Genomic DNA, 19,867 nt, shown 5'->3' on the forward strand with positions numbered 1-19,867 from the left:
GATACGGCTATGATGAAACCGATCTGGAAAAGATGAATACCGGTACCGGCCCCTATAAGAATGCGCGTAAATCGATCCAACGGAACAGTTCGATGGTTCAGAGCAAGAGTAGGTCCAGTAATTATGCTGAGGATTTTGTCGAACTGGTCGAATCACTGGATTGTGAGGTGCTCTTAGTGGCCAACCTCCTAGGAGAGGATGATGATGTACTCAAGATGATCCGCTTCTTTCATGAGCGCGGCATAGGCATAGCTGGAGTCGAATTGGGAAATGAATACTACCTCAAGGCCTATTGGAAGACCTTCCCCAATGTCAATGCCTATATCCAGCGTGCCACACAGGCTTCAGACCGTATCCGGGCGGAATTCCCCGACATACCCTTAGGTGCGGTGGCGGCTTCTTCTTCGGAACTCAAGTCGGTGAGTATGAAGCAGAAATTGTATTTCGACAACTGGAACCAAGGACTGGCCCAAGAGGACTTCTATGATGCATTGATCACTCATGTCTACTCCAATAAAAAGACCTGTCAGGACATGAATACTCAAGCGCGAGTGGATTGTTATCTGGAACACAACAGCGACTTCATCCTCGAAATAGAGACTGGCCTACAGTCACTGAGCTCCACATTCAAGGGAAAACCCATCTGGATAACTGAGTGGAATATGAAACATGTCTTTGATGGACTGGGCAATACCAGTCTCCAAGGCCTCTACTATGCGGATTTCTTGACCGCATTGGCACAGATAGAGGAAGTGGAGGTGGCCACCTACCATAATCTACTCACCAGTAGCACCGGATATAATCTCATTGCTAAGGACAAGAACCGTCCCTCTGCAAAAGCACCGAGCCATGTGCCCAGAGCTGTTCACCCGGTGGCCTCACTCCTTGCCCCTATTTTCGATGGCTCGCATCGGGTAAGATCCTTCACCATGGAATCGATCGACCCTAAGAAGATGAGTATCTCTGTCTTTGCTGACGCGGATACACTGCGCTATGTCCTCATCAATAAGACCGAGGCACAACTGTCACTACAGAGCCTAGGACTAGATATCGATCAGGGAGGCAGGATACACAGTCTCAGCAGTCGGTCACTCGGTGAGAGTGGATTTAAAATCCAAGTTGAGACCATCGAACCCGATGAGCCGTCATCCATACGCATTGCGCCTTGGAGTGTCACACGGATAGACAGCCCTATCAAGTGAGCGATACGCCACATAAGACCGACTTCTTTGTGGTGGGCGTGGTAAAAGGGGGCACAACTTCCCTATACACCTACCTACAACAGCATCCGGCCATCTACCTGCCCCCGATCAAGGAAATCAACCATTTCTCACAAGCCGATATACACGAGGAAGAGTTCCTTCCGGCCTATGCCAAAGATGTGGCCATGGACCTCCCATCCTATCTGGACTCGGGAATGAAAGAGATGGTACATATCGCCCATGTCAATGACCCAGAAGACTACTCACGACTATATGCTCCCGCACGACCGGACCAGGAGAAAGGAGACATCAGCAATTCATACATGGTCTGTCCTTCTGCAGCACAGGCAATCCACCGCCACAACCCCGAAGCACGCATCATAGCTGTACTGAGAAATCCGGTACGAAGGGCATGGTCCCAGTATCTGATGAATCTGAGAGAGGCAAAGACCCACTCGAACTCATTCCGGGAAGAGCTGATACAGGATGATGGACTTGAGAAAAAGGGATGGGGAGTCAACCATCAATATTTGCATCTAGGAAACTACCATGATCAGCTCAAACCCTACATCGATCTTTTCGGAAAGGAGCAATGCCTTGTTCTTCTCTTCGAAGAGTATACCGATGACCTGGAAGGAACTCTGCAGACCATCTGTAGATTCCTAGGAGTAGATGAAAACTTCCCCTTCCAGACCGACCTACAACGGAATTCCGCAAGCCTCCCCAGACATGCGGGACTCAACCGATGGTTGGTGAATACCGGAATCATGCATGGGGTGAAACGTATGGTACCACGTGGCCTACGGGCCAAGGTGGCCGATCTGATGTATACCACCAAGGATCTCCCGCAGATGGGCGAAGATGACAAGGCCTGGCTGGTCGACCACTATCGCGAGGAAGTTGAGCGCTTATCTCGGCTTCTGGGTCGGGACCTCGGTGGAGTTTGGAATGAATTCGCTAGAAGCACGTGAAATGGAGAGAGTGAGGCTTTTTGGATTCGATTTCATTGCTGCCGTTGATCACGACCCTGTGCTCAACTATTTGAATCACCGCAAGCCAGATTCTGGCAAACTGCCATTTCTGATCACCCCCAATGTGGATCAATTGGTCAAGTATCACAGAAGTGAGAACCAGGAACTCCTAAGAACAATGCGACAGGCCGAGCTGGTGCTTCCCGATGGACAACCGATCATATGGGCCAGCCGATGGAAATCCGGAACCGCATCCCTACCTGCCCGATTGACCGGTAGCGACCTCTTCCCCTTACTATGGAAGCAACTGAAGGAAGAAGGTAAGAAGGTTTTTTTCATACTACCTGAGGCTTCTATGGGTGAAGACCTTAGCAAGGAATATGAGCGGTGTCGCTTCTATGCTCCTCCGCTCTTCGACCTGGAGAATGACGAAGAATACATAAAGGTCAAAGAAGCCTGTCTCAGTATCCTACGTGAGCAGGAACCGGATCATGTAATGATCGGGCTGGGTTTCCCTAAGCAAGAACGGCTCGCCTTGGATCTGTACCATGATGCCATAGGAAAAGATAGTTTCTACTCACTGCTGGGCGCTTCCTTCGAATTCTACCTCGGACGCAAGAAACGCGCTCCACAGTGGATGCAGCGCACCGGTCTCGAATTCGTGCATCGAATGTTCAGTGAACCCGGTCGGATGATCAAGCGCTACCTGATCGATGACCTCGCCTTCTTACCGCTCCTGTGGCGTGAACTGAGGCGTCCATAATGTGGGATCCTCCGGGAAGAGACGCTCCATATCCTGACGTATCATTTCTGAGAATCGCAGCGCTCCTCGGATATTCATATGACCGCTATCGTGGTAGTATCCATCAGAGAATCCGGCCATGCTATAGTCCAACACATGGAGATTGGACCATTTCTCATCCAGCCCCTGAAGTAATTCACTCACCTCATCGTGATTCTCCAGCCCCATCAGTTTGATCTCATTCTGCGGACTGTATATCAAGACAAAGTCCCGATCAGGATTAGTGGATAGCAGGGATTCGAATCTGGTGATGTACTCCGCATCCGGTCGGCTATTGAGCAGGATATCCAGCAATTCGAGTTTATAACGCTTATCGGATGTCAAGAGCCTTGGATTCTCTTCTGCCAGCAACCTGAGTTCTTTCATCTCAACGATCATACGCGCTCTGCGGGTGCGATAGAGTGTGAGGTCCTTTTGCTTGTCCTTGAAGAACAGGCCTCCCTTATTGGCATATTCTCTATTGAACCTGAGTCTCAGCAGGTCCAAGAGATAATCGTCATACTGCCCGAAGAGCCTGAGGCCCGGGATATCGTATTGATACCGGAACAGGCCTCTTTCTTTAAGCATCTCGCGGATATAGGGCTGATCCACATGCGGGATGTAGTTGCTCATCTGAAAGCGTATCTCCTCATGTGACAAGAAGAAGTGATGCTCGAAATCGATGAGGATCGGAGTATCCTTATCCTTCTCCAGCTCGATCTTGAGCAGTGGCTCGAGCATAGCAAAGACCGACCCCGCCATACCATAGTTATAGTATCCCTGGCCGATAGAATCCGGGATGTAACTGCGCTTAGCGATGGAACTACCGAATATGGGCACCTCATCATTTCGGTCCATCTCTATCAAGCGCTTGATCTTCTTGACATTGCTGAACTCATACTGTTGGGGAATGACCACTTGTACAAAAAGGGTGTCGATGAGCAGAGCGAGAAGTACCGTAAGAATGGCAATCCTGAATACCGTGATATAGATGGTACGCTGCATCAGAATTGGAAGTAGATGAATTGATTACTCCTATCCTGTCCTAGCAATAGGATGATCAGGATCATACCTATGACATAGCTCCACTTGTATTTCAAGCGTAGATGCTTCTCATTGAAGATGATGAGCAGGGCCATGATACTCACCGTGAAGGAGGCCACCAGCTCGAACCGGTGCGATAAGAACATCTCCGTCAAACTGAACCTGAAATCTGTGAAGAGTCGGTTATAGACCAAGAAGGCGTGCTCGATATCCTGCGCTCTGAAAAATGCAATACCCAGCACCAATAAGTACCAGTTCCAGAATCGTGCGGCCAATTGATACCATGCTTGGTGCACCCACTTCCGGAATGGTGGTAGCATACGCAAGACCTGTTGGATGATGATCATCAAGGCATTGTATAACCCAAATACCACAAAGGTCCATTTGGCCCCATGCCATAGCCCGATGGCCAACATGACCACGATGATCACCACCGCGTTGTAGATCATGTTCTTCTGCCATTTGGGCACCATGCGCAGTAATGGTCGATGCATGTAATCCTCGATCCATCGGGTGAGTGAGATATGCCATTTGTTCCAGAACTCGCTGAAATTGCGCACCCACATGGGTTTGTCGAAGTTCTCCATGAGCCTCACACCCATGAGGCGAGCAGAACCGATGGCAATGTCGGTATAGCCGGAGAAGTCCCCATAGATCTGCACTGCAAATAGATTCATAGCGATAAAGACCTGAATGCCGGATGCAGCGGCTGTATTGCCAAATACCAGATCCACGTAATGGGCACAGGTATCGGCCAGGACCAGTTTCTTGAAAAACCCAAGGAGGATCTTGTAGATACCGAATCGCAGATCATTGGGACTGGTGGCCCTGTCCTTACGTAGTTGAGGGATCAGTGATCTGCTCCGTTCAATAGGTCCAGCCACCAGCTGTGGGAAATAACTTACATACAATGCAAAGTATCCCAAATGACGCTCTGCAGGAGCTTGTCCGCGATAAACATCTATGGCATAGCTCAATGTCTGGAAGGTGTAGAAGGAAATACCGACAGGAAGCAGCAGGTCGAATTCCCGCATATCGTAGAAGATGTTGAAACGATTGAGGACCACCTCTACATTCTCCGATACGAAACCATAGTATTTGAAGAAGAACAGCAGTCCCAGATTGACCAAGAGGCTGAGGTAGAGATAGGGCTTCCTGCGTTCTTTATCCAGCTCTTGGGACATCCGTATCCCTGCCCAGTAGTCCACCAAGGTGCTCATCACGATGAGTATGACATACTCCACCTTCCAGCACATATAGAAATAGTAACTACCGGCCAATAGCAGTTTCCACCTGTGCCGATGAGGAATCGCGTGATACACGAATATCATCAGCATGAAGAACAAGAGGTATTCCAGGGAATTGAACTGCATGCGCTAGGCTATCTCTGATTGAACGCTTGTCGTATCATGAGGTTACGCTCAGATCACGAAGAAAACCAATGAAGGGGACAATGGTCACGTCAACTCTTCCAAGTGACCGTCATGCTCATTTAGAAGCTGGGCCCAGGTATACCTGCTGGCCAGACTGCGGGCATTGTCACGCATACGCTCCCAGAGGTTGTGGTCAGTAAGGAGCTGGGAGGTGTGCTCGATGAAATCCTCAGCTTCACTGGCCTCGAACAGATGTTGACCGGATACGGTGTCCAATCCCTCGGTACCTATATCGGTGGTGACCAGTGGGATGCCGCGATACAGTGCATTGAGTACTTTGACCTTGATGCCACTTCCGAATCGCAGCGGAACGATGAAGACCCTACTCTTCTGATACAGGGATACCACATCATCGATAAATCCATGGAAGTGGATGTCAGCATGAACCTCAGCAGCTTGCAGCAATCGCTTATCGGGAGATTTCCCAACGATATCTAGTCTCAATTCTGGATGCTTGACCTTGAGACTTGACCAGCAATCTTGAAGGAACCATAACAGCCCGTCCACGTTGGCCTCCCAACTCAAAGTGCCCACGTACAGAAGGCTGAGTTCCGTCTCATCGATATCTATAGCAGCGGCCTCCAACATCTCATCTTCACCCAGATGATAGGTGAATCGGATCTTATGTAAAGAGACACCTTGCTTTGTCAACTCTTGCGCATCATTAGGCGCACACCAGACCTGATCGGCCCGGGAGGCATATCGTTTTTCGGCTTTGAGGATACGGGCTGATTCCCGCTCTAGGATAGCCCGTTTGAGCGGATTGCTCTGCAATTCTGCCAGCCGCTGCCACATAATGAACTCTGCATTGTGTTCATGTAAGACCACCTTGCCTGTATATGATTCAGGGATGTACTGCCCCATCTCATAGTGGTCAATGAAGATCAAGTCTGTTTTAGGGGCGATTCCCCTAACCTCAGCTTTGATACGAGCATCATAGTTCCGATACACGTTGAGACTGGCATGTCCGAGATAACTCTTCAGAAGATTGAGCGCAGTCCGTGGTCGGTCTACGGGGACAGCAAAATGATGTTCCAGATCCAACTTCCCTTTGAGCTCCTCTACGTGGAGATGTTCATCATTCTTCAATGGATGGATGAGACTCACCTGATGATGAGCGCACCAATGCCGCAGCAGATTCCATGATTTTATGAGTCCACCACTCTTAGGGGGATAAGGGAGTTGAGTGGTCAGAAAAAGAATGTGCATAGTCAGATGCGCTTGAACAGGCGTTGAATGGTGCCGAATATACCTGCTCCTCGTTCTTGCTGATACTTATCCCAGCGCCTGAAGGGGTGAATGCGGGTACCCGGGTCGAAGGTATCTGTCAGTAAAAGACTACACCTATCGAGCAATCCGTCATGGACCAGATCGCGTAACTCGTGGATATCGTCAAAGGTGGTCTTGGACCTACGCGTGACGATGATCGTGTGATCGGATACGCTCACCAATTCAACAACTTCTGACACCAAGCCCAGGGGAGATGTATCGATGATGATGCGTTCGAAGTCCTTTTTAGCCTCCTCCAGGAACATTTTAAATCGCTCTACATCCAGATCAGCATGTCGGGAATCCGTTCCGGCTGTGAGCAACTTGACATCGGGATGTATAGTGTCCTGCTGTACCTCCATGATATAGGCGTCTCCCTTGAGGATGTCTGCTAGACCCGCCTCGTTCTCCAAATTGAGGTAGCGATGGAGCTTGGGGTCAGGTAGGTTGGCATCGACTATGAGGGTCTTCTTCCCCATTTGACCATTCTTGGCACCGAGTAGGGAGGTCAAATAACTTTTTCCTTCATCGGGACGGCTTGAAGTGAGCATGATCACCTGTGGGTCACCGAAACGTTTCTGGAGACCATAGACCACGATTCCCAATTGCTGGCCCATGCGAGAATTCTGATAGGTATTGAGATCCCTGAAATCGCGAATGGTCGTATTGCTCAATGTGGCTAAAACAGGCAATTCGGGTATGGCAGCAGCCAGGTCGGCTTCTTCATCGATGGTATTGACAAAGACCATTTTGACCAGAAGGAATCCCAAAGGCAGCACGACACCCAATATGAAAGCCAATGCGAAGATGACCTTGGGATTGGGAAAGACCGGTTTCAAGCTGGTCAAGAATGGGGGCTCGATCATACGGATATCCGGAGTGATGGAAGCTTTGTTGAGTGCAATCGTGCTCTTCTTCTTCTGGAGATCGTTATACAGACTCTCATTGACCCTATAGAGGCGCTCCAGTCGCTGGAGTTCACGCTGCACGCGAGGTAGATCGGCCAGTTCTGCATCCATTGCAAAGATGCGCGAGTCGATATTCTCTGCCGCAATACGATTGCTTGCTCTGAACCCGGTGACAGTATTGAGAATGGTATTCTTCTCTTGCTCTATGGTCGCTCTGAGCTGCTGATACCGTGGGTTGGCTGTGGTACCTGACGCCTCCATAGAAGCTGCCTCTTGATTCTTGGAGACCAGACTCTGTGTGAGTTGAGTGATGAGGGGATCCTTCAATCCAAAGGCGTTGGGGGAGATCAGGTCAGTGTAGTTCGAGTTATTGAGCAGATAGCCTTCGAGATACTCGTAATAGCGCTCTTTCAGCATCAATGTGACCTTCTGGTTCTCCAGTTCGAGTGATTCCTTATTCTTCAAAAGACCGATCTCAGAGAGTCTGGCCGACTCGTTACTCGTCTTGAATTTCTCGATGTCGTTCTCAATCTCTATGAGCTCTGCTATGTTCTTCTGGATCTCAGCATCGAGGAATTCTTCTGCCTTGTCGACCACAGCCGTCTTGACCGATAAGTGGTCTTGGATATACAGCTCTCCCAATTGTTCTAGTACATCCAAGAGCAGTGCGTGTGAATTCCCTTCCATCTTGATCTGCACGATGGAGGCATCGGTCTCGGCCTGGGATACTTCAAGCGACTTCATGAGATAGAGACTCATGGCATCCACATTGTTGATGCGGAAGCCATAGGTCTTTTCACGATAGTCATCCTTACCTACATAGGTCTGAAGGAAGGTCTCATCCTTCTCTACCTTGAATCGGATATTATCTACAGTCACCCATTCACTGAAAGCATGTTCTCCTGAATACTCGAACTCCGTTCCTGTGATGGGGTATTCCCCATCGGCTGAGATACTGTACCTATCTTCTCCCTCGAAGCAGATATAGAATGGAACCGAATAGGGTACCTGACTGCGCTCCAAGATCTTGTAGCTCTCATCCACTTCTACGCGAATCGGGCAATTCTGATAGAGCTGAGTGTCAAAGAGCCCTTTCTTCAAATACCCGATCTCCAATCCCAATTCTTGTACAGTGCGCTTGACAATCGGATAGACATTGAAGCCGATCTTCTGATTGCGGTAGTAGGTGTCATCCACGGGCTTTCCAGGTGCCAATTCTGAGACGATGGTCCCGGGGTCATTCACCCCTTTAGGCTTCTCGATAAGAAATGACGTCTTTGCACTGAAGACAGGTGGATAGGTCTGAAGAAAGATGAATGCGATGAGCATACAGATCAGCGCACTGATCAGCAGAATAGGCCAGGCCCTCAGCAATCGTATGACAAGTCTCCGGAAGTCGACCTCCTCACGCTCTAGGATCTCTCGTTCGTTCATCGCTGTCTAACGGGTTATGAGAACGAAAAGTGTAGCGACCGAGACCAAGGTACTGATGGCATTGAAGATGTTCTGTGGGTCTCTGCGGATGAATTTCTTACTACTCAAGGGGTTGACCACTATGATGTCATTGGGCTGCAGATGATACGCAGGGTTTGTGAGAAGTTCTCGGTCATTCAGGTCGACCACGATCACCTCGTTCTTCTCTCCTCTATCACGGATAATACGCACATGTTGCCTATCAGCATATTCTGAGAGGTCACCGGCCATGCTCAAGGCCTCCATGATATTGAGCTCATTGACATAGAATGGGAATCGCCCGGGACGCTGCACCTCTCCTATCACACTGACATAGGAATTGAGCAGGAATACTTTGACCGCATAATTGGTGAAATATTGTTTGGCCTTATCTGATATCGCCTCTTGTGCCTGAAAGATGGTCAGACCGGCCAATTCCACCTTACCGATGGTAGGTAGGTCCACCATTCCGTTGTCATCGATGGTGAATCCGATCAACATCGGATGTTGGATGCCCATGCGCATCTGGGTATCGAAATCTTCGCTTACCTGCTGGTAATCCTGGGTCAGTTGTAAGTGATTGATCTTGACCGATACGATATCGTTGGTCTCTAAGATGTAGTCTGGAGAGGTCGCAGGATAACTGACCGGCTCGAAGCGTTTATGACCGTTTCCCTTCTCTTGGTCCTGTAAGTAGACGATCTTCTTGTTGGAAACGCAAGAAGCCAGACCGCATAGCAATGCGATCACCACGAGATTGCCGATAGTTGTGTTCATGTTCTTAGTATCCAGTAGTTGAACAGTGTTTAGGCCGTTCAGGTTACATCGAGCAATCCGATCTTTACCGGAAGAGTAGAGTATCTTTTTGCTCGAAACGGTGCAAAAATAGGTCAGAACGGTGCACCGGACCATCGATTCCCATCCGTGAAGGCGGTCTCAACCCCGGAATGGCATGGCCCAGAGTTGTACGAAGCACTATAAATTTGTAGAGATGACCGAAGTGAATCTGATACATCTGGCCATTCCGGGATTTGTGATCCTGATGATCGTTGAGATCATCCTCACCCGTAAGATGCATGAGGACAATTACGAGGTCAAGGATTCTGCGGCCAGTATATCCATGGGCCTGGGCAATGTCGCAGTGGGACTGATTTCCAAAGGACTTATCCTAGCTGCATTCATGCTGATGTACAGATTCCGATTGTGGGAGATCCCTGTCACCTGGTGGTCTTGGATCCTATTGTTCTTTGTAGAAGACCTTTCCTATTACTGGATGCACAGAGTGAGTCACCGGAATCGCTTCTTCTGGGCCTCCCACGTGGTCCATCATAGCAGTCAGCGCTACAATCTGAGTACGGCCTTGCGACAGACATGGACAGGATCCTTCTTCACCTTCATCTTCTGGCTGTGGCTACCTCTTCTGGGATTCCATCCACTGATGGTGATGACTCAGATGGCCATCTCCCTGCTCTATCAATTCTGGATACACACCCAGACCATCGACCGTATGCCACGCTGGTTCGAGATGGTCTTCAATACGCCTTCGCATCACAGGGTACATCATGCGACCAATCCGAGGTACCTGGATCGCAATCATGCGGGAATCCTTATCATCTGGGATAAACTCTTCGGGACCTTCGAAGCAGAGGACGCTGCTGAACCACCCGTATACGGCCTCACTAGGAATATCGCCACCTACAACCCGGTATCCATCGCCTTCCATGAATGGATAGACATGTTCAGGGATTTTTTCGGAAAAGGTCTGAAGTGGAGAGACCGGTTGGGCTACCTGTGGCATCCACCCGGATGGAGACATGACGGCAGTGGTAAACTAGCTGAGGATATACGTGAAGAATGGGAGAATGGGGCTAATCCGACCATCTTGACCTCAGAGGATGTCTGAGTTAATTTTGTGATCGATTTCGGACGTATTCAAGCTGACCAAGCGTTTGAATTTGAACATTTGAGCGGGAATGTCATGACATTTGATATTCTATCAACAAGGAGGAACCTGTTCATTGCAGGTTCTTTTTTTTGGTTAGAACCAGTCCCTTACTATGGAGTTCAGTCATTCTCTGAAAGACCTTCTTGAGCAAGGGATACTCTTCTTGGAAATAGGTCTTGTGTGAAAGTACCAGCTGGGAACTGATGAGAATCCTGTCACCTACCTGCTCCTCTTTATATCGGAATTGGATACGTTCATCCTCTGAGCCCATGGCCACCTCCTCAGTGGAGGCTGACCAATAGAAACCCTCTGGAATGGGTATGGAATAGCTCCATCTGCGCTCGACCGGGGCTGGAAAGACGATGGGTTGGATCCTGTAATCAGCTTGGAAGGGATTCTTCAAAATCCCTCCGATGTTCAAGGGATTCAATTGTATCTGGGTCGAGTCCTCATTCCATGATATGGATAGTTCAAGGTCAATGCTCCTATCTAACTCTTGGCCATCTATGTACGATTGGAATTGCCACATCCCTATCTCCGATGTATGTTCTTCATGGAAGGTACGTTGACCTATCTCATCCAAATAGATGGCATAGTCATACAAGACCGAACGTGCATTCAAGGTAGCGCTATCCGGCAGTGACCAATCCCATTCTCCGACCAATAACTCTTTGTCCAAGGCTCCCTTTTCTACGTCTATCCACTCCATTCTTTTCCGATCGATCAAAAGGCCTTGACCATACCTGTCTTGGATCTGGAGATATCCGAAAGGAAGTCTGTCATCGCTTGCATCAAGCAGAACATCCTCGTTCTGAATAGATATCAATGCGACCAGTTTATCGAATGATGAAACGCCTGAAGCGTTAGTATGTGCTCTGGCATTCTGAATAGAAGATAGCAGTACCGGAGCCGATTCGAAGCCTGCTTCACGCAACAAGGCGATCAGGTATCGATTGGTATCCCAGGTATTGGCCACATTCTGAGTATGGACGGCACGGATGGAGCGATTCTCTTGACTATCATCCGTATCCAAGGTCTCCTGAACGAATTTGAAGATCTCTTTAGCCCGGTGGCTTGGAGATAATACACCCTTGATAAGGGAGTCGACCGTAGATGAGAGAAATCCATTGTTACGGAGTTCACGACCGAATCTGCGTGAAGCCAAAAGTTCCTTGATCAATTCTTCATGGCTTTGTTCATAGTACTCGCGTTCTAACACCCCCGGTATATAGATAGACTGAATAGGGAGTCTCAAACCCCTGCGATAGGTCCACGAACCCAGGGCATACGGCTCCTCTTCAAAGGGTGGGATATCCTTCAGCCCGTAGTGGTGTACCTGATGGTCGATGTCTCCACGTTTCACTTGGCGTACTTCGGCTGTGGAATAGGGAATGGAATTGGGATTGACCACCTTGAATTCGAAGAATTCAGGTATATCGGCAAAGAGGTCTGAGCGTTTACAGGGAATACGATGCTGGAACCACCATGGATCCATATCCCGCCATTCGGAGTAGACCTGGCTAAAGTGGATCTCAATGACATCTCCAGGCATCACCTCTGTAGGAAGCTTGAATGTCAAGCGATTCTTCTCTGCCCCCGATCGTTCGATCTGAATATCGTAGGACCGGATGGGAATCTTCCTTATCCTATTCTTCTTGAGACGGTACATGGTAGCTCTGGGTCGAGAGATTCGATCTCTGAATGGAAAATCGAATAGCACATAGGGGCTGAGATCGAATGCCGGATCATAAATCCGAATCCTCAGATGGCGCTCGAATCGCATCTCGAAACTGCCTTTCTCAAAATCCAATTTGCCCAAATCGAAAAGGACTTCTGCACCCTGCTCCGGATAGTCTGCGCACTCCAGAACACTCAGATCGGATGGTCTGACATCCCCATAGACCGCCCACTCGTGCTGAGCTGACATATCCATTCCTAGCAGCAGAACTAGAACGAATATCAACTGGATCGGATATGATGGAAAGGACTTCATAGAAGCTTCTCCTCAAGATACAGTAAATCCAAGTGCCTGATCCTATTGCTACATCAGCGGTAATCCTGGACCACCAGTATCCACTCATCGCCATCAGAAGCTGGATATCGATGGAACTCCTCGAAACCCACGGCCAAGTGAGCGTGGAGTGAGCGTTGATTGGAGAGTGCGATCTCCGTGATACAACAATCGAAATGTGGTTCCATCTGGGCCTTCAAGCCTTCAAAGAGCTTTCTGAATACTCCCTTTCCTCGATATGCGTCTTCCACACAGACTTGCCCCATGATGAAATAGTCCCATTCCATCAAGGATCGACCTTTCCATGATTGGCGATCGATCTCCTCGAACATGGGTAGCAATACCTCGATCTCATGGCGCCACCTCTCCTCCATCACCAAAGCATAGCCCACGACCTCCTCTTCTTCTTTAGCGATGATGTGCGGATAGGGGTCATTCATTCGCCCAAGTAGCTCGGGCTCATGTTCAACGGTGACAAATCCATCTGACCGTACTTGTTGGGAGGATAATGAGGCTTTGAGATTCCTACGCTGAAGATCGAGGATGTGATCGAGGTCTGACTGAGTGGTGCATGGTCCTATTTTCAGCATGACCTCTAAGATTCAAAAGCTCTCCTCGTAGACTCCGGACTGTTCCATTCGTTGCAATGCCTCTACCACCACGGGTCTGTCTTCTTGATAAGTGACGCCCAGCCAAGACGCTGAGGTGGGGATCACACGTACGGTGGCAAGTGACTTCTTCATCATATCATTGACCACGAAGGGTATGAAGTACTCAGAGCGCGGGTCATCTTGGGTCTCTGCCACAAAACGCGTGAAGTCTTCTTCGAGATAGTCCAGAATGTCCGGCTGGAATCCCCAGAAGTTCATCGAAACACTGGATGCTTCATCCAATTCCTCCGGTCGACCATGGGTATGATGGACTACTTTATCTCCTGAGCGCTCAATTTTGAGGCCTTCGTAAATATCGATCAGACGGCCTTGGTCATCTGTCAAACAAACACCCCGATTGACCGACCCATGATCGGACAAGGTGTTGGACAAGCGATATCCGATCATCGAATATTCCCCTTTGGATCGCTTGTTCTTCAATTCTTCAGCCATCTGTATGAATGCATCGCGCCCGTAAAAATCGTCCGCATTGATAGCTGCAAACGGTTCATGGACGACATCTTTGACCACGAGGATGGCATGTCCGGTGCCCCATGGCTTTTCGCGCTTAGCGGCCACATCTTGGAATGCATCGGGCACATAGGCATTCATTTCCTGATACACGGTCTCACACTGGACCTTATCTGCATATTTCGACAGTACTTTCTGCGTGAACTCCTCGGCAAAGTCCTTGCGAATGACGAAAACGATCTTGTTGAATCCCGCCTCTACGGCATCATGAACCGAATAGTCCATGATGGTCTGTCCTTGGGGACCGAGACCATCGAGTTGTTTGAGTCCACCGTAACGTGAGCCCATACCAGCAGCGAGAATGACCAATGTGATATCCATTCATAGAAATTGAGCTTCAAAAATGCTCAAGATTTCGGAAAGGACTAGAGGAAGTGGAGCTTAAGTATCCACACCAGATGATTCAGTAGCCTGTGATAGCGATTCCTACATCTTTCGGATGCAGGGTGAGAACAGGGACTTCGCTATGGTTGACCACTTGCTGGGCGTTGCTTCCCATGAAGAGTCCAGAAGATGGTTCACTCTCGCTCATCATGATGATAAGATCAGAACCCGTCTCCTTGGCTTTTTCCAAAGTGGCCTTAGCGATGTTCACGCCCAGAGCATAGGTGACATCTGCAGTCAGTCCTTCTTTGTCCAGTAGATCCAGACTTTGACTCACATAGCGTCTAACGATGCGCTCGCTCTCTTCATCGGAGTACTTGGTAGTGCCGAGAATCTGGATCTGTGCATCGAAGAGTTTAGCCAGTTGTGCAATGGCCGGTATCTTCTGACGTGTCTCCTTACTCTGATCGATCGGGGCGAGAATGCGCTTGAAGCCGTCTTTTCTGAATGCTTCTTGCATAGTGATGACCGGTACCGGTGAGCTGCTTACGACCCTGAAGGCATCACTACCGATCCAGAACTCCTCGAATCCGGATATTCCATGTGTGCCCATGATGATCATATCAGCTCCTACTTCAGAAACCGTCTTGACCACCTCCTTGTACATCTTGCCCACCGGGTGCATGTAAAGGATTTCTCTATTGCGTTTCTGGGAGATCTCTTCCAAAGTGGACTTGAGTTCTTGGGCCAATGGGTCATCATCGGTCTTCTTGACATAAACGGCACTGATCCTACTGTCGAATCTTTCAGCCATCTGCAAGGCTGTGCGCAGGGCCACAATTGCTGACCCCGAACCATCGAATGGTACGAGAATGTGATTGAATTTGGTCATGAGGTCTTATTGGTTTTTACACACGGAAATTACGCTTTTTTCTCTATCGAGTCAAAGCGTGACCTGCGTTTGAAGCGATCTACTAGCATGATGGGTACCAGCAGCATGGTATAGGCATAGGTATAATCCTCTAAGGGCATCAGGAATCGTTTACCCATATTCTCCGTGTTATCATACCAGACGATAGGCTCAGGATACAGGGCTCCGGTGAGGATACCATTGACAAGGAAAAAAGGGGCCAATATGACCAGATATGTAGTCAAGAATCTGGATAGACTCTCCAGATGATAGCGCAGTGCGATTCCGGTGACAATAATCGCCCAGGTGTAATTCACCAAGGTATACAGCCTATCGTAGTGAATGATAGTGAGTACGACCCAAGTGAGTATCAGGCCGATGTTGATATATGCGGTCGTACTCTGAGGCAGCCTCATCTCAGGAAGCAAGCGACCCATGCAATGATGGGTGAATAAGCAAGCATAGGGTATGCAGATGAAGAATAACCATTCTTCCACCGGCAGATGAAGGATATCCCATCCGATGAGATAGGCGTCATTGAATCCCCAAACTCCCGAAACGGTGAACCAGACATCCCAGACGATATATATCATCATAGAGAGTAAAATGGCCGGGATATAGAATCGCCATTCCTTATCGAAACGGATCTTGGGATGAAAAGTGAAGAGGAGAGGTACGAGGAGCGCACCTAGATCCAACCAGAGATAGGTGGCCATCAGGAGCGCTTGGCTTCCAATTCCCTACGGAAGTACTTGAAAGGAACGAAGAGCATACCGAAACACTCCCCTTCCTCTTTGCCCAGATGCTTATGATGCATCTTATGGGCTCTGCGCAGTCCTCTGAAATAGGCACTCTCAGAATTGCGGAAGATCTTCAATCGCTGATGGATGAACACATCATGGACCAGGAAGTACGCCAGTCCGTAAAGTGTGATCCCCGCTCCGATCTGCCAACAATATGGCACACTGAATACCGTCCCCAACAGTATCAAGATCATGGATGGCACGGCAAAAATGATGAAGAATGCATCGTTCTTCTCCCACCAGGACTCGTGTAGACGGTGATCGTGATGGTCCTCATGTAGGATCCAGAGGAAGCCGTGCATGACATACTTGTGCGTGCACCAGGTCACCCCTTCCATGATCAAGAAAACTCCGAATATTATTGCCAGATTCTCTAACATCTAAAGCACGAAATTAAAGTAGATTCAATTGATTCCTTACATAGGAACGCGCCAATAGACTGAGTTTGACGTGATTCCCTACACGTATGCGTTCGTTCATGATACGATGGGATGGCGTGGCCCTGAGTTTCTTGAGAAGAGCCCTATAGTAGCGATAGGCCGTGTAAACTCCGAAACGCGCATCGACCGGGAGTTTGAGGATCCCGATATATGCTGCTTTGAAATCATCCTCGATCTCATCTATGATATCCTGTTTCGCACGCGGGCTCAACTGGGTCATATCGACATTGGGAAAATAGGACCGTTCCAGGCTCTGAATGTCATTCTTAAGATCCCTTAAGAAATTCACTTTCTGAAATGCTGAACCCAAGCGCATGGCAGGAGCTTTTAGTTCATCATACTTATCCTGATCCCCTTTGACAAATACCTTGAGACACATCAGCCCTACCACATCTGCCGAACCGAAGATGTACTGATGATAATCCTGCACACTATCATATACCTTCTTCTCCAGGTCCATACGCATGCTGAGCAGAAAGGCCGCTACCAAGTCCTTGTCGATGTTGTACTTCCTCACCGTGGACTGGAAGCTGTTCAGCACCGGGTTGATGCTAATGCCATCTTCGATGGCCAGCCAGGTATCGCGCTCCAGGTCATCGAGCATCCTACCCTTATTGTGATCATGGAAGGTATCTACCACCTCATCAGCCAAACGCACGAATCCATAAATGTTATAGATATCTTCTCGAATGGATGGAGATAGCATCTTGACCGCTGAACTGAACGAAGTGCTGTAGCACTTGGTTATGTTCTTGCTCAGGTCTCTGCTGACCTTATCATAGAGCTGCCGCATAGCGCACTGATTTTGTGTTCTCTTCGATGATCTTGTCTGCTACGATCTTACCGGAGATGAGTGAAGGTGGCACACCCGGACCAGGTACCGTCAACTGTCCCGTAAAATACAGATCTTTTACCTTCTTACTTACAATACTCGGTCTCAGGAAAGCCGTTTGTAGAAGTGTATTGGCCAGTCCGTATGCATTGCCTTTATAGCTGTTGTAGTCCTTCACGAAATCCGAGACACAGTAGCTGCGCTTGTAGACCACATGGTCTTTCAGCTCCTGACCGGTCAAGGCTTTAAGTCGGCTTAGCAGTATCTCATAGTATTCTTCTCTGATCGCCTCACCATCTTCGATACCCGGTGCTATGGGTATGAGAAAGATGCCGGTCTCGCATCCCTCTGGCGCCAGATAGCTATCTGTCTTGCTGGGAAAACTTGCATAGAAAAGCGGGCGATCGGGCCATTTGGGATTGTCGTATATGGCTTTTGCGTGCTCTTCAAAACTGGTGTCGAAGAACAAGGTATGATGGAGTGCTTTCTCGATCTTGGTATCCAGACCGAGATAGAACAAGAGTGCACTAGGAGCAAAGGTCCTCTTCTCCCAGTAGGTCTTGGAGTATTTCCTTTCATCCTTCTTCAGCAGGGTCTCTGTATGCGCATAGTCCGCTCCACTGACCACTACATCATGCGGGCAGAAGGCACCATTGACTTCCAGTCCGGTGGCTTTCCCTTGATCGGTGTGGATAGCGGTCACATCAGCTGAAGTCTTGACCTGTATGCCTAACTCTTCTGCCACCTTTTGCATCCCTTGCACCACACTGAACATCCCCCCTCTCGGATGCCAGGTACCGAGCACCATGTCTGCATAATTCATAAAGTTGTAGAATGCAGGTGTTTTGCTTGGTTTTGCTCCTAGGAAGAGAACTGGAAATTCGAGGATGCTCCGTAATCTTTCTGACTTGAACCGGGCACGTACATCCTTGGAGATCGTTTTGAAGAACAGGCCTACCTTCTTGATGGTCTGAGGCGTGATCAATTCCAATGGGGACAATCCGGGTCGGTACACCAGATCCTTGATGGCGATATCGTAGTTGTCTTCAGCTTCTTTCAGAAACTGCCTCAAGACCTTTCCTGCTCCTTTTTCTTCCTGCTCGAACAAGGCATAGAGAGCTTCCAATGAAGTGGGCATATCCATGTAATCACCCTCACCGAAATAGACCCGATAGGCAGGATCTGTGCGGATGAGTTCATAGTAATCAGAACTACTGCGGCCTAGATCGTTGAAGAAGCGCTCGAAGACATCCGGCATCCAATACCAGGTCGGACCCATATCGAAGGTGAATCCTTCTGCCTTGAGTTGACGAGAACGCCCTCCTATCATCTCATTCTTCTCGTACATGGTCACTCGGTGACCTGCATGAGCGAGGTAGCAAGCCGTGGCCAGTGAAGCATATCCAGCTCCTATTACACCTATGTCTAAACTCTTCTGCATGATGGCTATGTGTTAAGGTGTTCCAGGGCCTTGGCCAGACCCGGGAATAGATTCACGGTCTCTGGCAGGGTCTTCTCATCGATATCCGTGATACGTCTACCAAGTATCCACATCTGGTCGTCCTCGCGTGTCAGCAATTCGTTCTTTACCCTCTCCATATAGCCATCGATCTCAGGTGGTGTGGGTTCTACTGTGAAGTAGGTGGCAAAGGTTATCTTGGGATAGATGCTGATCAAATCAAACAGGTTGTCCAGATATACGCTCGGACCCAAGTAAATGGATTTCCAACCGCGAAGTATGAGTTCGTAGTGAAGGTACAACAGACCGAGTTCGTGGATCTCATTATGCGGTAGATACAAGACAAAGACCCGGTCTTCTCTGTGATGCTGGATGGTCTGTATCCGTTCGATATTGGCGAGTATCTTCTGCTGGATCAGATTAGAGATGAAGTGCTCATGTGCTGGGGTAATGGAATCCATCTGCCAGAGATATCCGATATGCTCCAAGAGAGGCACGAAAACATCGATGAACACTCTGCGAAAGGACAGATTGGAAATGAGGTGCATATAGGTCTTCTCGAATAGACCCTGATCGAAGTTCAACATGGCCATCTTCAACATATCGATGGCCTGATGACTATCCTCCAGTTCACTCACGATATCGAATACTCGATTGGGTATCTCTTCTGGCTCGAGCGAGGCTATCTTGGATATCTTGAATCCGTTGTCATACAGAAGCTTGATGTTGAGGAGCTTCTGCAGGTTGTTGAGGTCATAGTAGCGCTGATTCCCTTCGGTCCGTTCAGGATTCAAAAGATCATACCTCCGCTCCCACATTCGTATGGTATGCGCTTTGATTCCTGTGAAATTCTCCAGGTCCTTGATAGAGAATGTGTACTTGATATGCCCCACTTTGTTTAA

The 19,867-nt window shown here is 48.8% G+C and carries 18 protein-coding genes; 4 read left to right on the forward strand and 14 right to left on the reverse strand.

The window, feature by feature from the left end; translation table 11 throughout:
• The 3 genes from HKN79_04965 to HKN79_04975 all read left to right on the forward strand — a co-directional run.
• Positions 1-1,202 (forward strand): hypothetical protein (locus tag HKN79_04965; protein ID NNC82909.1); only part of this gene is annotated, 1,202 nt, incomplete at its 5' end.
• Positions 1,166-2,173, forward strand: a complete 1,008-nt coding sequence (locus HKN79_04970) for a sulfotransferase (GenBank protein NNC82910.1) — start codon at positions 1,166-1,168, stop codon at positions 2,171-2,173. The genes HKN79_04965 and HKN79_04970, both read left to right, overlap by 37 nt.
• 1 nt (position 2,174) lies before the next feature.
• Complete coding sequence (locus HKN79_04975; GenBank protein ID NNC82911.1) at positions 2,175-2,936, forward strand: WecB/TagA/CpsF family glycosyltransferase; 762 nt, start codon at positions 2,175-2,177, stop codon at positions 2,934-2,936.
• On the opposite strand, the gene HKN79_04980 is transcribed toward HKN79_04975, so the two are convergent.
• From HKN79_04980 to HKN79_05000, 5 genes are all read right to left on the reverse strand, one after another.
• A complete protein-coding gene (locus HKN79_04980; protein NNC82912.1) occupies positions 2,901-3,959 on the reverse strand; it encodes a hypothetical protein in 1,059 nt (352 codons plus the stop codon). The genes HKN79_04975 and HKN79_04980 overlap by 36 nt on opposite strands.
• Positions 3,959-5,371: an MBOAT family protein gene (locus HKN79_04985; GenBank protein NNC82913.1), complete on the reverse strand. Its 1,413-nt coding sequence runs from the start codon at positions 5,369-5,371 to the stop codon at positions 3,959-3,961. Before HKN79_04985 ends, HKN79_04980 begins: the two co-directional genes overlap by 1 nt.
• 84 nt (positions 5,372-5,455) lie before the next feature.
• Positions 5,456-6,640: a glycosyltransferase gene (locus HKN79_04990; protein ID NNC82914.1), complete on the reverse strand. Its 1,185-nt coding sequence runs from the start codon at positions 6,638-6,640 to the stop codon at positions 5,456-5,458.
• A gap of 2 nt (positions 6,641-6,642) precedes the next feature.
• The gene (locus tag HKN79_04995) at positions 6,643-9,042 is read right to left on the reverse strand and encodes a hypothetical protein (GenBank protein NNC82915.1); all 2,400 of its coding nucleotides are present in this window, start codon (positions 9,040-9,042) and stop codon (positions 6,643-6,645) included.
• A gap of 6 nt (positions 9,043-9,048) precedes the next feature.
• Positions 9,049-9,837 (reverse strand): hypothetical protein, encoded by a 789-nt coding sequence (locus HKN79_05000; protein NNC82916.1) that lies wholly within the window; start codon positions 9,835-9,837, stop codon positions 9,049-9,051.
• 214 nt (positions 9,838-10,051) lie between these two features.
• On the opposite strand from HKN79_05000, the gene HKN79_05005 reads away from it, so the two are divergent.
• Complete coding sequence (locus HKN79_05005) at positions 10,052-10,963, forward strand: sterol desaturase family protein (GenBank protein NNC82917.1); 912 nt, start codon at positions 10,052-10,054, stop codon at positions 10,961-10,963.
• Between the two features lie 112 nt (positions 10,964-11,075).
• On the opposite strand, the gene HKN79_05010 is transcribed toward HKN79_05005, so the two are convergent.
• The 9 genes from HKN79_05010 to HKN79_05050 all read right to left on the reverse strand — a co-directional run bounded on the left by HKN79_05010 (position 11,076) and on the right by HKN79_05050 (position 19,858).
• Positions 11,076-12,968, reverse strand: coding sequence for a hypothetical protein (locus HKN79_05010; GenBank protein ID NNC82918.1), 1,893 nt, complete (start codon positions 12,966-12,968; stop codon positions 11,076-11,078).
• A gap of 83 nt (positions 12,969-13,051) precedes the next feature.
• Positions 13,052-13,606, reverse strand: a complete 555-nt coding sequence (locus HKN79_05015) for a GNAT family N-acetyltransferase (protein ID NNC82919.1) — start codon at positions 13,604-13,606, stop codon at positions 13,052-13,054.
• Positions 13,607-13,618: 12 nt separating this feature from the next.
• On the reverse strand, positions 13,619-14,518 hold the full coding sequence (locus HKN79_05020; protein ID NNC82920.1) for an NTP transferase domain-containing protein: 900 nt from the start codon (positions 14,516-14,518) through the stop codon (positions 13,619-13,621).
• 82 nt (positions 14,519-14,600) lie between these two features.
• Positions 14,601-15,413, reverse strand: coding sequence for a universal stress protein (locus tag HKN79_05025; protein NNC82921.1), 813 nt, complete (start codon positions 15,411-15,413; stop codon positions 14,601-14,603).
• Between the two features lie 29 nt (positions 15,414-15,442).
• Complete coding sequence (locus HKN79_05030) at positions 15,443-16,147, reverse strand: lycopene cyclase domain-containing protein (GenBank protein NNC82922.1); 705 nt, start codon at positions 16,145-16,147, stop codon at positions 15,443-15,445.
• A complete protein-coding gene (locus tag HKN79_05035) occupies positions 16,147-16,614 on the reverse strand; it encodes a beta-carotene hydroxylase (protein NNC82923.1) in 468 nt (155 codons plus the stop codon). Before HKN79_05035 ends, HKN79_05030 begins: the two co-directional genes overlap by 1 nt.
• 13 nt (positions 16,615-16,627) lie before the next feature.
• Positions 16,628-17,467 (reverse strand): phytoene/squalene synthase family protein, encoded by an 840-nt coding sequence (locus HKN79_05040; GenBank protein NNC82924.1) that lies wholly within the window; start codon positions 17,465-17,467, stop codon positions 16,628-16,630.
• Positions 17,451-18,947 carry a phytoene desaturase gene (crtI, locus tag HKN79_05045; GenBank protein NNC82925.1) on the reverse strand — a complete coding sequence of 499 codons (1,497 nt, stop codon included), beginning with the start codon at positions 18,945-18,947 and terminating at the stop codon, positions 17,451-17,453. The genes HKN79_05040 and crtI overlap by 17 nt, the downstream gene beginning before the upstream one ends.
• 5 nt (positions 18,948-18,952) lie before the next feature.
• Positions 18,953-19,858 (reverse strand): MerR family transcriptional regulator, encoded by a 906-nt coding sequence (locus HKN79_05050; protein NNC82926.1) that lies wholly within the window; start codon positions 19,856-19,858, stop codon positions 18,953-18,955.
• Positions 19,859-19,867: the final 9 nt, after the last annotated feature.

This window comes from Flavobacteriales bacterium (assembly GCA_013001705.1).
Taxonomy (GTDB): Bacteria; Bacteroidota; Bacteroidia; order Flavobacteriales_D; family JABDKJ01; genus JABDLZ01.

Bases quoted from the DNA above. Each gene is read 5' to 3' on its own strand.
- HKN79_05030 (NNC82922.1), bottom strand. From the start codon at position 16,147: ATGGCCACCTATCTCTGGTTGGATCTAGGTGCGCTCCTCGTACCTCTC.
- HKN79_05020 (NNC82920.1), bottom strand. From the start codon at position 14,518: ATGGATATCACATTGGTCATTCTCGCTGCTGGTATGGGCTCACGTTAC.
- HKN79_04975 (NNC82911.1), top strand. From the start codon at position 2,175: ATGGAGAGAGTGAGGCTTTTTGGATTCGATTTCATTGCTGCCGTTGAT.
- HKN79_05035 (NNC82923.1), bottom strand. From the start codon at position 16,614: ATGTTAGAGAATCTGGCAATAATATTCGGAGTTTTCTTGATCATGGAA.
- HKN79_05040 (NNC82924.1), bottom strand. From the start codon at position 17,467: ATGCGGCAGCTCTATGATAAGGTCAGCAGAGACCTGAGCAAGAACATA.
- crtI (NNC82925.1), bottom strand. From the start codon at position 18,947: ATGCAGAAGAGTTTAGACATAGGTGTAATAGGAGCTGGATATGCTTCA.
- HKN79_05000 (NNC82916.1), bottom strand. From the start codon at position 9,837: ATGAACACAACTATCGGCAATCTCGTGGTGATCGCATTGCTATGCGGT.
- HKN79_04985 (NNC82913.1), bottom strand. From the start codon at position 5,371: ATGCAGTTCAATTCCCTGGAATACCTCTTGTTCTTCATGCTGATGATA.
- HKN79_04990 (NNC82914.1), bottom strand. From the start codon at position 6,640: ATGCACATTCTTTTTCTGACCACTCAACTCCCTTATCCCCCTAAGAGT.
- HKN79_05005 (NNC82917.1), top strand. From the start codon at position 10,052: ATGACCGAAGTGAATCTGATACATCTGGCCATTCCGGGATTTGTGATC.
- HKN79_05015 (NNC82919.1), bottom strand. From the start codon at position 13,606: ATGCTGAAAATAGGACCATGCACCACTCAGTCAGACCTCGATCACATC.
- HKN79_05025 (NNC82921.1), bottom strand. From the start codon at position 15,413: ATGACCAAATTCAATCACATTCTCGTACCATTCGATGGTTCGGGGTCA.
- HKN79_04995 (NNC82915.1), bottom strand. From the start codon at position 9,042: ATGAACGAACGAGAGATCCTAGAGCGTGAGGAGGTCGACTTCCGGAGA.
- HKN79_04980 (NNC82912.1), bottom strand. From the start codon at position 3,959: ATGCAGCGTACCATCTATATCACGGTATTCAGGATTGCCATTCTTACG.